The organism is Agrococcus sp. SL85 (genome assembly GCF_026625845.1).
In the GTDB taxonomy this organism is placed as follows: domain Bacteria; phylum Actinomycetota; class Actinomycetes; order Actinomycetales; family Microbacteriaceae; genus Agrococcus.
The window spans coordinates 2,525,499-2,538,179 of sequence record NZ_CP113066.1 but is presented as its reverse complement, the minus strand read 5'-3'; the positions used below and the strand labels follow the sequence as shown (position 1 = coordinate 2,538,179).

Sequence of the window (12,681 nt, the reverse complement as noted above, 5' to 3'; positions counted from 1 at the left end):
CTACCGTGCGTCGGCGAGGCCGCGGCGCTCGAGCAGCGGCTGGAGCTCGGCGTCCTGGCCGCGGAAGTCGCGGTACGCCGCCAGCGGGTCCTTCGAGCCGCCGACCCCGAGCAGGCGCTCCCGGAAGCGCTGGCCCGCCTCGCGGATCGAGGGCTGCTGCTTGAACCACTCGACCGTGTCGGCGTCCATGACCTCCGACCAGATGTAGGAGTAGTAGCCGGCGGAGTAGCCGCCCGAGAAGACGTGCTGGAAGTAGCCCGTCGAGTAGCGCGTCGGCACCGTCTCGAGCAGCAGGCCCACGCGCTCGAGCGCCTCGCGCTCGAAGGCGGCGACGTCGGCGACCTCGTCGCCCGCCGTGCGCGCGTGCCAGGCCTGGTCGAGCAGCGCCGCGGCGAGGTACTCGCTCGTGTCGTGGCCCTGGTTGAACGACTCGGAGGCCTGGAGGCGCTCGATGACGTCGGCGGGCAGCGGCTCGCCCGTCTCGATGTGGCGCGCGTAGTGCTCGACGATGCCGGGCCACAGCATCCACATCTCGTTCACCTGGCTCGGGAACTCGACGAAGTCGCGGAACACGTTCGTGCCGCCGAGCGAGGGGTACGTCACCTGCGCGAACAGGCCGTGGAGCGCGTGGCCGAACTCGTGGAACAGCGTGTTCGTCTCGTCGAACGTCAGCAGCGTCGGGGTACCCGCGGGCGGCTTCGGCACGTTGAGGTTGTTCATGACGACCGTGGGGTGGCCGAGCAGGCGGTTCTGCTGGATGAGCGGGTTCATCCACGCGCCGCCGCGCTTCGAGTCGCGCGTGTAGAGGTCGAGCAGGTAGAGCCCCACCTCCGAGCCGTCCTCGTCGCGCACCTCGAACACGCGCACGTCCGGGTGGTAGCCGACGAGGTCCGTGCGCTCGGCGAAGGTGATGCCGTAGACCTGCGTGGCGGCGTGGAAGACGCCGTCCTGCAGCACGCGCTCGGCCTCGAAGTAGGGGCGGAGGGCCGCCGTGTCGACGTCGTAGCGCGCGGTGCGCTCCTTCTCGGTCCAGTAGTCCCAGTCCCACGCGGCGAGCTCGTAGCCGCCGCCCGCGGCGTCGATCTGCGCCTGGAGCGCCGCGGCCTCCGCTGCAGCGTTCGCCGCCGCGGGCTTCGCGAGGCGCGTGAGCATCGCCATGACGCGCTCGGGGTCGCCGGCCGTCTCATCGGCGGTGATCGCGTGCGCGTGGGTGGCGAAGCCGAGCAGCGCGGCGCGCTCGGCGCGCAGCGCCGTGAGCTCGAGCACCGTCGCGCGGTTGTCGTGCGCGTTGCCGCGCGTGCCGCGCGCGAGCGATGCCTCCATGATGCGTCGGCGGAGGTCGCGGTTCGTGAGCGAGGCGAGCCACGGGTGGCCCGAGAACAGCGGCAGCGTGACGAGGTGCTTGCCCTCGAGCCCGCGGTCGGCGGCGGCCTGCTCGGCCGCCGCGACCTCGCCCGCCGAGAGGCCGTCGAGCTCGGCGACGTCGTCGACGACGACCGCGAGGTCGTTGGTGTCGGCCTGCAGCTGCTTGTCGAAGCGGGTCGTGAGGGTGGCGATCTGCTGGTTGAGCGCCTTCAGCCGCTCGCGCGCCTCGTCGTCGAGGCCCGCGCCGGCGACCGTCATCTCGGTGTGCCGGCGCTCGACGAGGTAGCGCTGCTCGTCGGTCCAGGCGGCCTCGGGCGCGCCGTGGAGCGCGGCGACGCGCGCGTAGAGCCGCGGGTCGAGCACGATCGAGTCCTCGTGCGCGGCGAACCGCGGCGCGTAGCGCTCCTCGAGCTCCTCGAGGAAGGGCGTCGAGTCGGTGGAGGTCATGCTGAAGAAGACGTGCGCGACGCGCGAGAGCGTCTGCCCGCTGCGCTCGAGCGGCTCGATCGTGTTCTCGAACGTCGGCGCTGCCTCCTGCTCGACGATGGCGCGCAGCTCCTCGGCCTGCTCCGCGAAGCCGGCCTCGAGGGCCTCCTCGTAGTGCTCGTCGCGGATGTCGGCGAAGGGCGGGAGCTGGTACGGGAGCGCGCTCGGCGCGAGGAAGGGGTTGGTCATGGCACCACCCTAGGCCGCGGCCCGAGGCGCACCTGGGCGCGAGGGCGCGCGGGGAGCGCACCGCGCGCCGCCGTAGACTGCGCGCATGACCGGGGCCACCTACTCCCACGGCCACCACGCGAGCGTCGTCGCCGCGCATGCGGCCCGCACCGTCGCGAACTCGGCCGCCTACCTCTCGCCGCTCCTGTCGCCGGGCATGCGGATCCTCGACGTCGGCTGCGGCCCCGGCTCGATCACGATCGACCTCGCGCGGCGCGTCGGCGACGCAGGCGTCGTCGTCGGCATCGACGCGAGCGCCGAGGTGGTGGAGGCGGCGCGTGCCGCCGCGGCGCACGCGGGCGTCGGGAACGTGTCGTTCCGCGTGGGCGACGCGTACGCGCCGACGCCGGGGGAGCGGTGGGACGTCGTGCACGCGCACCAGGTGCTGCAGCACCTGGGCGACCCGGTCGCGGCGCTCGCGGCCTGGCGCGGGATCGGCGACCTCGTCGCGGCGCGCGACGTCGTCTACTCGGCGACGACCATCCATCCGCTCACGCCGCCGCTCGCGCGCTGGCGCTCGATCATGGTGGCGCTGCAGGCGGCGAACGGCGGCGACGGCGACGCCGGGGCGAGGCTGAAGGCGTGGGCGCGCGCCGCGGGCTTCGCGAGCGTCGAGTCCGACGTCGAGACCTGGTGCTTCGAGTCGGCGGCAGGCCGCGCGTTCTGGGGCGGGCAGTGGGTGGAGCGCGCGCTGCGCTCGGCCTTCGTCGACGGCACCGAGCGCCACGGGCTCGCCGACGCGGCCGAGCGCCAGGCGATCTCGGACGCGTGGGCCGCGTGGCGCGACGACGAGGACGGCTGGATGGCGATGCTGCACGGCTGGATCCTCGCGCGCGGCTGAGCCGCCTCCTCGCCGCGACGCCGCAGCGAGGGGTCCGTCTCCGACGCGCAGAAGCCTTGCAAAGGGATCTTTGCAAAGAGTATGCTGGACGCATGCTCGACGCCGCCGTCGACGTCTCCGACGGCGCGGCCAGCACAGGTCCGCTCCCGACGAGCGTCGACCTCGAATCACTCAAGGCCCTCGCGCACCCGCTGCGGGTGCGGATCCTGCACGTGCTCACGACCCGTGGGCCGCAGACCGCGTCCTCGCTCGCGGCGGCGCTGGGGGAGTCGACGGGATCCACCAGCTACCACCTGCGGCAGCTGGAGGCGAAGGGCTACATCGCCGAGGACGTCGACCGCGGCACCGCGCGGGAGCGCTGGTGGCGCCGCTCGATCGACGAGGTCGAGGTGTGGACGAAGGAGCTCGCCGAGGCTCCCGAGGGCCGCGCGGCATCGGCGACGGTGCTCGGCGCGTGGACGGCGCACGACAGCGCGCTCCTCACGGCCTTCGTGGTCGGCGGCGAGGACCGCTACGACGAGCCCACGCTCGACGCGGCGCGCGTCTCGTCCCGCTCGGCATCCCTGACCCCCGCGCAGCTGCGGACCCTGACCCGCGACGTCGAGGCGCTCATCCGCGAGCGGCTCGCCGAGGCGGAGGCGGCGCCCGCCGCGGAGGGCGCCACCGCCCACCGCATCCAGATCCAGTTCCACGCCTTCCCGATCGACTGATCGGGCGCAGACCGCCGGCCCCGCCGGCACGACCCAGGAGGACCCCATGCCGAAGACCGAGCACCCCGTGACCATGCCCATCGCCGTCGTGCGCGACACGTACGCCGAGGCGCAGCTGCTCATGCGCTCGATGCGCTGACGCTCGTCGCTCGAGGAGGGCGCGGCGCAGCCGCACCCGTCACGAGACCCCCAGACCCCTCTGTGCAAGGAGGCAGGCCCCCAGGCATCGCGCCTGGGGGCCTCATGTCGTCCGGGCTCAGCCCTCGCGCGTGACGACGACGTCGTCGCCGTCGAGCCGGATAGTCGTGCCGTCGTCGAGCTCGACCACCGGGAGCCCCTCGAGCCACGTGAGCGTCCAGCGCCACGCCGAGGTGTCGGCGCCGAGCTCGACGAGCGTGCGCTCCTCGTCGTCGACGGCGGCCCGCATGTCCACCGGCAGCGAGGCGGGCGCCTCGCCGCCGACGGGCCAGCGCGTGCCGATCCGCATCAGGCCTCCGCGAGCACGATGTCGCGGACCACGAGCTCGTCGGCCTCCTCGATGCGGAGGCTCGCGATGCGGCCGACGGCGCGCAGGTCGTCGGAGGCGGCCTCGAGGTGCTCGCGGAGCGCCGCGGGCACGCCGACGACCGCGGATGCCACGGGCGTCTTCTGGCTCGCCTTCGCGTCGGTCTTCGCGCGGCGGATGCCGATGAGCGCCTGGCCCACCGCGCCGAGCATGCCCGTGGCGCCGTGCTCGGCGCCCAGCTCGTCGGCCGTCGGCCACGGAGCCACGTGGATCGAGCCCTCGTGCGACCACGACCACACCTCCTCCGTGGCGAACGGCAGGAAGGGCGCGAGCAGGCGCAGCTGCACGTCGATCGCCGTGCGGAGCGCCGCGATCGCAGAGCCGCGCGCCTCGGGCTCGCCCGAGTAGGCGCGCTCCTTGACGAGCTCGAGGTAGTCGTCGCAGAAGGTCCAGAAGAAGCTCTCGGTGGCCTCGAGCGCCTTCGCGTGGTCGTAGGCCTCGAAGGAGCGGGTCGCGACGCGCACGACGTCGGCGAGCTCGGCGAGCATCTCCTGGTCGAGCCGCTGCGTGACCGCGCCCGGCGCGCCCTCCATCGAGAGCACGAAGCGGGCTGCGTTCAGCACCTTCATCGCGAGGCGGCGCCCGATCTTGATCATCTTCGGGTTCTGCGGGTCGAGCGTGGCATCGACGCCGAGGCGCGAGGAGGCCGCCCAGTACCGCACGCCGTCCGAGCCGTGCTCGTCGAGCATGCCCTGCGGCGTGACGACGTTGCCCTTCGACTTCGACATCTTCTTGCGGTCGGGGTCGAGGATCCAGCCCGAGATGCCCGCGTGCGCCCACGGCGCGCGGTCGTCCTCGAAGGCCGAGCGCAGCATCGTCGAGAAGAGCCAGGTGCGGATGATGTCCTGGCCCTGGGGGCGCAGGTCGAAGGGCGTCAGCAGCGACCACAGGTCCTGGCCGTCGGCCCACCGGCCCGCCAGCTGCGGGGTGAGCGACGAGGTCGCCCAGGTGTCCATGACGTCGACCTCGCCCGCGAAGCCGCCCGGCGCGCCGCGCTGCGACTCGTCGTAGCCGTCGGGCACGTCGCTCGAGGGGTCGAGCGGCAGCTGCTCGTGGCGCGGCAGCAGCACGCGGGAGTGGTCGGGCAGGCCCTCCTCGTCGAGCGCGTACCAGACGGGGATCGGCACGCCGAAGAAGCGCTGGCGTGAGATGAGCCAGTCGCCGTTGAGGCCGTTCACCCAGTTCTCGTAGCGCGTGCGCATGTGCTCGGGGTGCCACTCCACCTGCCGGCCGAGCGCGACGAGCCGCTCGCGGAGCGCCTGGTCGCGGCCGCCGTTGCGGACGTACCACTGGCGGGTCGAGACGATCTCGAGCGGCTTGTCGCCCTTCTCGAAGAACTTCACGGGGTGCGTGATGGCGCGCTGCTCGCCCACGAGGCGTCCGGCGGCCTCCAGGAGCTCGAGCATGGCCTTCTTGGCGCTGAACACCGTCTTGCCGGCGAGCTCGGCGTAGGCGGCCTGCGCGGCCTCGCTCGCGAGCGCCTCGGGGGCCTCCGCCTGGAAGCGGCCGTCGAAGCCGATCACCGAGCGGTTCGGCAGGTCGAGCTCGCGCCACCAGGTGACGTCGGTGACGTCGCCGAAGGTGCAGATCATCGCGACGCCCGTGCCCTTGTCGGGCTGGGCGAGCTCGTGCGCCACGAAGGGCACCTCGACGCCGAAGACCGGCGTCGTCACGGTCGTGCCGAACAGGTGGCGGTAGCGCTCGTCGTCGGGGTGCGCGACCACGGCGACGCATGAGGGCAGGAGCTCCGGGCGCGTCGTGTCGATGCGCAGGTCGCCGTCCTGGCTCGAGAAGAGCAGGGTGCTGTAGGCGCCCGGCTGCTCGCGGTCCTCGAGCTCCGCCTGGGCGACGGCGGTGCGGAAGGTGACGTCCCAGAGCGTGGGGGCATCGGCCTGGTAGGCCTCGCCGCGCTCGAGGTTGCGCAGGAACGCGAGCTGCGAGGTGCGGCGCGCGTCGTCCGAGATCGTGCGGTAGGTCTGCGACCAGTCGACCGAGAGGCCGAGCGTGCGCCACAGGTGCTCGAACTTCTCCTCGTCCTCCTCGGTGAGGCGCTCGCAGAGCTCGATGAAGTTGCGGCGCGAGATGGGCAGCTGGTCGGCCGCCTTCGCGCTCTTGCCGTCGCCGCCCTCCTGCGGGGGCGTGAAGGCCGGGTCGTAGGGCAGCGTCGGGTCGACGCGCACGCCGTAGTAGTTCTGCACGCGGCGCTCGGTGGGGAGGCCGTTGTCGTCCCAGCCCATCGGGTAGAAGACGTGCTTGCCGCGCATGCGCTGGAAGCGCGCGACGACGTCGGTGTGCGTGTAGGAGAACACGTGGCCGACGTGGAGGGAGCCGGAGGCGGTGGGCGGCGGGGTGTCGATCGAGTAGATCTCGTCGCGGGTGCGCCCTGCGGCGTCGAACCGGTAGGTGCCGGTCTCCTCCCAGCGGGTGCCCCACTTCTCCTCGAGCCCCTCGAGGGCGGGCTTCTCCGGCATGGCGCTCATGGCGTCTCGCTCCCTGCTCCGTGTGCGCGGCATCGTGTCTGCGCCGGTCCGTCCGGCTGATGCCTGGTTGTCGTGCAGGCCAGTCTAGGCCGATCGGCGCCGGCCCGACGGGCTCGGGCGCCGCCGCCGGGCGCCGCCGCGCGCGCGGTCAGCGGCGCGAGCCGCGCGAGCGGCGCATCGCGAGCCTGCAGCGCCGCGGTGACGAGGAAGAGCGCCGCGGCGATGCCGAGCAGCGTGCGGCTGAGCGCGTCCTCCTGCAGCAGCGCGGCGGCGCCGAAGCAGAGCGCCGCCACGACGGGCAGCCAGATCGGCATGGGGTTCGGTCGTCGCGCCATGCCGCTCACGGTACCTGCCGCGCCCGGCCCCCGACCGAACCCGGCACCCCGTTCCCCCTTCGCAGGCTCAGCGGCGAGCAGGCGCGACCATCGCGCCCGCTCGCCGCTGAGCCTGCGATGCAGGAGACGAGGAGGGTGGGGTCAGGCGGGCTGGGGGACCGTCTCGGGCTCGGCCGCCTGTGCGGCGTCGGCGTCCTCGTCGCCGAGGCGGCGCATCCGGCCCGCGGCGATCGCGCCCACGAGGGTGAGCGCCGAGAGCACGGCGAGCACGAGGCCGGGGTGCCACCAGGCGCCGTCGGTCGCGGTGCCGAGCGCCTCGGTGACCGTCGGGATGAAGCCCGAGACGACCGCGGCGATCGCGTACGCGACCGAGAGCGCCGAGTAGGCGTGGCGTCCGCGGAAGAGCTCCTGCATCGTGCCGCCGAGCGCCGCCCACGACGCGGTCGGCAGGATGCCTCCGACGACCATGAGCGCCACGAGCACCGCGAAGGTCGCCGAGCCGAGCAGCCAGTAGATGGGGAACGCGATGAGCAGCGTGCCGACGGCGCCGAGCGCGACGACCCGCGCCGAGCCGATGCGCGTGGCGAGCCAGCCGAACGCGGGCACGGCGACGAACTGCAGCAGGCCGCCGATCGTGGCGGCGGTGAGCAGCTGCATCTCGTCGAAGCCGAGCCGCGTGACGCCGTAGCCCATCGTGTAGGTGTTCATGAGCGAGTAGGAGCCGATGCCGAGCAGCGCGACGAGGATCGCCACGCCGAACGCGGTCGGCTGCGAGCGGATCGCGTCGAGCACGGGCATGCGCGAGCGCTCGCCCTTGGCGGCGATCTCCCGGAACACGGGCGTCTCGTCGATCGACCAGCGCAGGTACAGCGAGACCGCGATGAGCGGGATGGCGAGCAGGAACGGCACGCGCCAGCCCCACGCGGCCATCGCCTCCGGGCCGAGGCCGAAGAACATCGCGAGCATCAGGCCGCCCGCGGCGACCGAGCCGATGGGGGAGCCCAGCTGCGGCAGCGAGGCGAAGAACGGCCGGCGGCGCGCGTCGGCGTGCTCGGTCGCGAGCAGCACGGCGCCGCCCCACTCGCCGCCGAGCGAGAGGCCCTGCGCGATGCGCAGCAGCACGAGCACGACGGCGCTGAGCGCGACCCACTCCTGGCCCGTCGGCAGCAGGCCCACGAGCCCTGTCGCGACGCCCATGAGCGCGATCGTGATGAGGAGCGTGCGGCGGCGGCCGATGCGGTCGCCGAGGTGGCCGAAGAGCACGGCGCCGATAGGGCGCACGACGAAGGCGATGCCGATGGTCGCGAAGGACGCGAGGAGCGCGCCCGTCTCGCCCAGGGCGCTGAAGAAGAACGGGCCGGCGAAGAACGCGGCGAAGTAGGAGTACGTGTAGAAGTCGTACGATTCGAGCGCGGTGCCGACGGTGGCGGCTGCCGCGACGCGTCGGGTGCTCGTGCGCGGCTGCGCGGGCATGGTGGTGGTCACGGGAGGCTCCTGGAGTGGGCCGCCCACGGCGGCCGGGTTTGCGATACCGGGTGCAACAATAGCCCCGCAGGAAGGATTCCCATGGCATCGTCGAGCGCCCCGAGGGCCGCGGGAGCCCGCGGGCCGGGCAGGCCGCGCGCGTCGAGCGCCGCGACGATCCACGAGGCGGCCCTCGAGCTCTTCCTCGAGCGCGGCTTCGAGGCCGTGAGCGTCGACGAGATCGCCCGCCGCGCCGGCGTCTCGCGCGGCACCTTCTTCGCCTACTGCGGCTCGAAGGCCGACGCGCTGTGGGCCGAGCTCGACGCGGCCATCGCGCGCGCGGGCGAGGCGCTCGACGCGGCGCCCGGCGACGCCGTCCGCGCGCTCGCCGCGGCGCTCGCGGACGCGGTCGCGCCCTGGGGCGCCGCCCCGCCCGCCGCGCTGCGCGACGCGGTCGCGATGGGCGCCGCCGAGGCGCTCCGCGATGCGGCGCCCGCGAGGCTCCAGCCGCTCGTCGCGCGCGCGGCGCTGCGGCTCGCGCTCGAGCGCGACGCGCTGCCGGAGTCGGCGGGCGCGGCCGTGGCGCCCGTGGCGCTCGTGGCCGCCGCGGCCGCCGCGGTCGTCGCCTGGGCCGCCGCGCCGGATCGCGGGCTCGCCGACGATGCGGTGCGCGCCGCCCTCGGGCCCTTCGCGGCGGCCTGACCGGCCGTCGGCCGCCTAGACGTCGAGCACGCGGCGCAGCGCGGCGTCGAGCGGCGAGCGCGGCAGCGGCGCCCCGTCGACCGAGGTGACGGCGGCGAGGAGGCGCCCCGACGAGAGCAGCCACGCGCCGTCGGCGGCGCGGAGGTCGGCGGGCACCATGGGCTCGAACGCCACCTCGAGGCCCGCCGCGGGAGCCTCGCGCATGAGGTGGTCGAGCGTGATGGAGGCGAGGATGCCGTCCTGCGGCGGCGTCGCGAGCCGGCCGCCGCGATCGACGACGAGCGTCGACGTGGGGCCCTCGAGCAGCTGGCCGGACGGCGCGACGAACACCACGTCGTCGAAGCCGTGCGCGACCGCGTGGCGCTTCGCCGCCATGTTGATCGAGTACGACAGGCTCTTCGCGCCCGGCAGCAGCCACGGCATCGAGGCGACCTCGTCGCCGTCGTGCCCGCGCCCGAGCAGCGTCACCGCGACGCCCGTCTCGCGCTCGCGCACCGCGGAGGCGGCGAGCGGCAGCATCATCGCGAAGGCCGTCGGCTCGCCGCCGCCCTCGGGGCCGCGCGTGAGCACGAGGCGGATGAGCGCCTCCGGCGCCGCGCCGAAGTCCCACGCGGCGACGAGCGCATCGATCGCCCGCCCGAAGCCCGCGCGGTCGGGCGCGGGCAGCTGCAGGATCTCGGCGGAGCGCTCGAGGCGGTCGAGGTGCGCCTCGCGGTCGCGGACGACGCCGCGGCGCACGAGCGTCGCATCGAAGACGCCGTCGCCGCGCACGATGCCGAGGTCGTCGGCGCGCACGAGGGGGCTCGCGATGTCGGCGAGCGTGCCGTCGAGGAGCGCCAGGAGCGGAGCGGGCATCACGAGCCCGCGCAGAACTGCTGGAGGTCGGCGATCTGCTGGCCGAGCGCCGTCACCTGGTCGGCGGCCCGCTGGAGGCCGCCCGTGTCGCCGGAGCCGAGCGACTCCTGCGCGTCGGCGACGAGGGCGTCCCAGCCGCTCTGGATCTCGCCGATGCGCTCGAGCAGCGCCGGGTCGGTGACCTGCGCCTGCAGGCCGCCGACGCGCTCCGAGATGCTCGAGAGCAGGCCGAGCGCGCCGAGGGGGTCGGTCGTGACCATCTCGCCGAGGCGGCCGACGTCGTCGCCGATCGCCTGCACCTGCGCCAGCACGCGCGCGCACTGCTCGGCCTGCGTGCCGGGCGCGCCGGACTCGGCGGGCGCGGCCTCGGAGGCGGTCGGGGCGGGGGCGGGCTGCGGGAGGAGGCCGCAGCCCGAGAGCGTGAGCCCGAGGGCCAGGGCGAGGCCGGCGGCGGCGGTGCGGAGTCGCGTGTCGGTCATGCCGGGAGGGTACCGCCGGCGCCTATGGCGGGGCCCGGCGCCGACGCGGGCCGCGCCGGTGGGGGATAGCCCCCGGAGGCCTTCCGGAGACCCTCGGGGCCGGGGCGCCGCAGCGCGCCTACCGTGGAGGCATGACCTCCTCCACGGCGCGGCCCCCGGCGGCGCACGCACCCTCGGCGCAGGCGTCCTCGGCGCCGGCCTCGTCGCCGCCCGTCGCGGCACCGCCCGCCGCCCGCGGCCGCCGCTCCTTCGCCCCGATCGCGGCGACGATCGCCCACCTCGCCGTGCTCGGCGCGGTCGGCCTGCCGATCCTCATCGGCCTCGCGGTGCTCGTCGCGGCGGGCGTCGGGACCCTCGTCGTGCTCGTCGGGCTCGTGCTGCTCGGGCTCGCCGTGCTCGGCGTCTTCGCGGTGGCCTGGTTCGAGCGCGAGCGCGTCGCGGGCCTCTACGGCGAGCCCGTGCCGCCGGCGGTGCTGCGGCGCTCGCCGCGCACCGACTGGCTGCGCGTGCCCCACACGCTGCTGCGCGTCGTCGCCGACGGCCAGCACTGGCGCGCCGTGCTGAGCTTCGCGCTCGCGAGCCTGCTCGGCTCCTTCGTGCTCTCGCTCCTCGGGCTCGCAGGCCTCGGCGGCCCGCTCGCCCTCGCGGCGCTCGGCGCGGCCGACACGATCGCCGTGCCGTGGGTGGGCCTCTCGGTGCCCGTCGAGTGGGCTCCGCTCGTGGGCGCGCTCGCGCTGCTCGGCGGCGTCGGCGGCACCATCGGCCTCGCCTACGCGCATCGCGGCATCACCACCTCGCTCCTCGTGCCCGACAAGCGCGAGCGCCTCGAGCGCGAGGCGCGCGAGAGCCGCGAGCAGCGCGAGGGCGCCGTGCGCGCCGCGGACCTCGACCGCACGCGCATCGAGCGCGACCTCCACGACGGCGTGCAGCCGCGGCTCGTGTCGATCGCGATGCAGCTGGGCATGGCGCGCGACAAGATCGACTCCGACCCGGCCGCGGCGCGCGCCCTCATCGACGAGGCCCACGCCTCCTCGAAGTCGGCCGTCACCGAGCTCCGCCAGCTCGCGCGCGGCATCCACGTCGCGGTGCTCGACGACCGCGGCCTCGACGCCGCCGTCTCGGCGCTCGCCGCGCGCAGCACCGTGCCCGTGGAGGTCGACGCCCGCATCGACCGCCGCTGCGCCCGCGAGGCCGAGACGGCCGCCTACTTCGCGATCGCCGAGTCGATCACGAACGCGCAGAAGCACGCGCGCGCCTCGCGCATCCGCGTCGCCATCCGCACGCGCACCGGCCCCGACGGCCGCGCCGTCCTCTGGGCGCGCGTCGAGGACGACGGCATCGGCGGCGCCGTCCGGCAGGGCGGCGGCGGCATCGACGGCCTCGCGCACCGCGTCGCGGGCGCCGGCGGCACGCTGACCCTCACGAGCCCCGCCGGGGGACCGACCGCGATCGAGGTGGAGCTGCCGTGCGCATCCTGATCTGCGAGGACTCCGTGCTGCTGCGCGAGGGGCTCGCGCGGCTGCTCGCCGACGCCGGCCACGAGGTCGTCGCCCAGCTGCCCGACGCGACGGCGCTCGAGGCCGCGATCGCCGCCCACGACCCCGACCTCGCGGTGCTCGACGTGCGCATGCCGCCCACCCGCACCGACGAGGGCATCCTCGCCGCCATCGGCATCCGCGCGCGGGGCGAGCGCCCCCGCGTGCTCGTGCTCTCGCAGTACGTCGAGGAGCGCTATGCCGCCGACCTCATCGCGAGCGGACCGGCCGGCTTCGGCTACCTCCTCAAGGATCGCGTGGCCGACGTCGCCGACTTCCTGCAGGCGGTGCGGCAGGTCGCCGAGGGCGGCACGGTGCTCGACCCGGAGGTCGTCAGCCAGCTGCTGACGCGCCGCCGCCGCGACGGCCGCATGGAGCGGCTGACGCCCCGCGAGCGCCAGGTGCTCGCGCTCATGGCCGAGGGCGCCGCCAACCAGGCGATCGCGGGCCGGCTCTTCATCAGCGAGGGCAGCGTCGAGAAGCACATCTCGGCGGTGTTCCAGAAGCTCGAGCTCGAGCCCGAGGCCGGCAACCGCCGCGTGCTCGCCGTGCTCGCCCACCTCGACGCGCCCGACGCGCGCAGCAGCCACCCCCCGGCGCCCCCGGCGCCGCGCACCGACGGAGGCATCCGATGAC

Annotated in this window: 12 protein-coding genes; 5 read left to right on the top strand and 7 right to left on the bottom strand. The window is 74.9% G+C overall.

The features are described from left to right. Nucleotides 1-2,040 (bottom strand): M3 family metallopeptidase, encoded by a 2,040-nt coding sequence (locus OVA14_RS12605; protein WP_267504178.1) that lies wholly within the window; start codon nucleotides 2,038-2,040, stop codon nucleotides 1-3. Nucleotides 2,041-2,125: 85 nt separating this feature from the next. On the opposite strand from OVA14_RS12605, the gene OVA14_RS12600 reads away from it, so the two are divergent. Beyond that, the gene (locus tag OVA14_RS12600; RefSeq protein ID WP_267504177.1) at nucleotides 2,126-2,920 is read left to right on the top strand and encodes a methyltransferase domain-containing protein; all 795 of its coding nucleotides are present in this window, start codon (nucleotides 2,126-2,128) and stop codon (nucleotides 2,918-2,920) included. A 92-nt stretch (nucleotides 2,921-3,012) separates the two neighbouring features. Next, the gene (locus tag OVA14_RS12595) at nucleotides 3,013-3,630 is read left to right on the top strand and encodes an ArsR/SmtB family transcription factor (RefSeq protein ID WP_267504176.1); all 618 of its coding nucleotides are present in this window, start codon (nucleotides 3,013-3,015) and stop codon (nucleotides 3,628-3,630) included. Between the two features lie 256 nt (nucleotides 3,631-3,886). Here the strand turns inward: OVA14_RS12595 and OVA14_RS12590 are convergent, their stop codons facing one another. From OVA14_RS12590 to OVA14_RS12575, 4 genes are all read right to left on the bottom strand, one after another. Then, nucleotides 3,887-4,117 carry a hypothetical protein gene (locus OVA14_RS12590; RefSeq protein ID WP_267504175.1) on the bottom strand — a complete coding sequence of 77 codons (231 nt, stop codon included), beginning with the start codon at nucleotides 4,115-4,117 and terminating at the stop codon, nucleotides 3,887-3,889. Then, nucleotides 4,117-6,675 carry a valine--tRNA ligase gene (valS, locus tag OVA14_RS12585; protein WP_267504174.1) on the bottom strand — a complete coding sequence of 853 codons (2,559 nt, stop codon included), beginning with the start codon at nucleotides 6,673-6,675 and terminating at the stop codon, nucleotides 4,117-4,119. The genes OVA14_RS12590 and valS overlap by 1 nt, the downstream gene beginning before the upstream one ends. Then, the gene (locus OVA14_RS12580) at nucleotides 6,672-7,010 is read right to left on the bottom strand and encodes a hypothetical protein (protein WP_267504173.1); all 339 of its coding nucleotides are present in this window, start codon (nucleotides 7,008-7,010) and stop codon (nucleotides 6,672-6,674) included. Before OVA14_RS12580 ends, valS begins: the two co-directional genes overlap by 4 nt. Before the next feature lie 141 nt (nucleotides 7,011-7,151). Next, nucleotides 7,152-8,495 (bottom strand): MFS transporter, encoded by a 1,344-nt coding sequence (locus OVA14_RS12575; RefSeq protein WP_267504172.1) that lies wholly within the window; start codon nucleotides 8,493-8,495, stop codon nucleotides 7,152-7,154. An 81-nt stretch (nucleotides 8,496-8,576) separates the two neighbouring features. Here OVA14_RS12575 and OVA14_RS12570 point away from each other — a divergent pair, with 81 nt between their 5' ends. Further along, nucleotides 8,577-9,176 (top strand): TetR family transcriptional regulator, encoded by a 600-nt coding sequence (locus tag OVA14_RS12570; RefSeq protein ID WP_267504171.1) that lies wholly within the window; start codon nucleotides 8,577-8,579, stop codon nucleotides 9,174-9,176. Between the two features lie 15 nt (nucleotides 9,177-9,191). On the opposite strand, the gene OVA14_RS12565 is transcribed toward OVA14_RS12570, so the two are convergent. Together OVA14_RS12565 and OVA14_RS12560 are read right to left on the bottom strand one after the other, a co-directional pair. Continuing rightward, nucleotides 9,192-10,031: an aminotransferase class IV gene (locus OVA14_RS12565; protein WP_267504170.1), complete on the bottom strand. Its 840-nt coding sequence runs from the start codon at nucleotides 10,029-10,031 to the stop codon at nucleotides 9,192-9,194. Then, on the bottom strand, nucleotides 10,031-10,510 hold the full coding sequence (locus OVA14_RS12560) for a hypothetical protein (protein ID WP_267504169.1): 480 nt from the start codon (nucleotides 10,508-10,510) through the stop codon (nucleotides 10,031-10,033). Before OVA14_RS12560 ends, OVA14_RS12565 begins: the two co-directional genes overlap by 1 nt. A 131-nt stretch (nucleotides 10,511-10,641) precedes the next feature. Between OVA14_RS12560 and OVA14_RS12555 the strand changes: the two genes are divergently transcribed. Further along, complete coding sequence (locus OVA14_RS12555; RefSeq protein WP_267504168.1) at nucleotides 10,642-11,988, top strand: sensor histidine kinase; 1,347 nt, start codon at nucleotides 10,642-10,644, stop codon at nucleotides 11,986-11,988. Further along, a complete protein-coding gene (locus OVA14_RS12550; RefSeq protein WP_267504167.1) occupies nucleotides 11,976-12,680 on the top strand; it encodes a LuxR C-terminal-related transcriptional regulator in 705 nt (234 codons plus the stop codon). The genes OVA14_RS12555 and OVA14_RS12550 overlap by 13 nt, the downstream gene beginning before the upstream one ends. The last annotated feature ends 1 nt before the right edge of the window (nucleotide 12,681 follow it).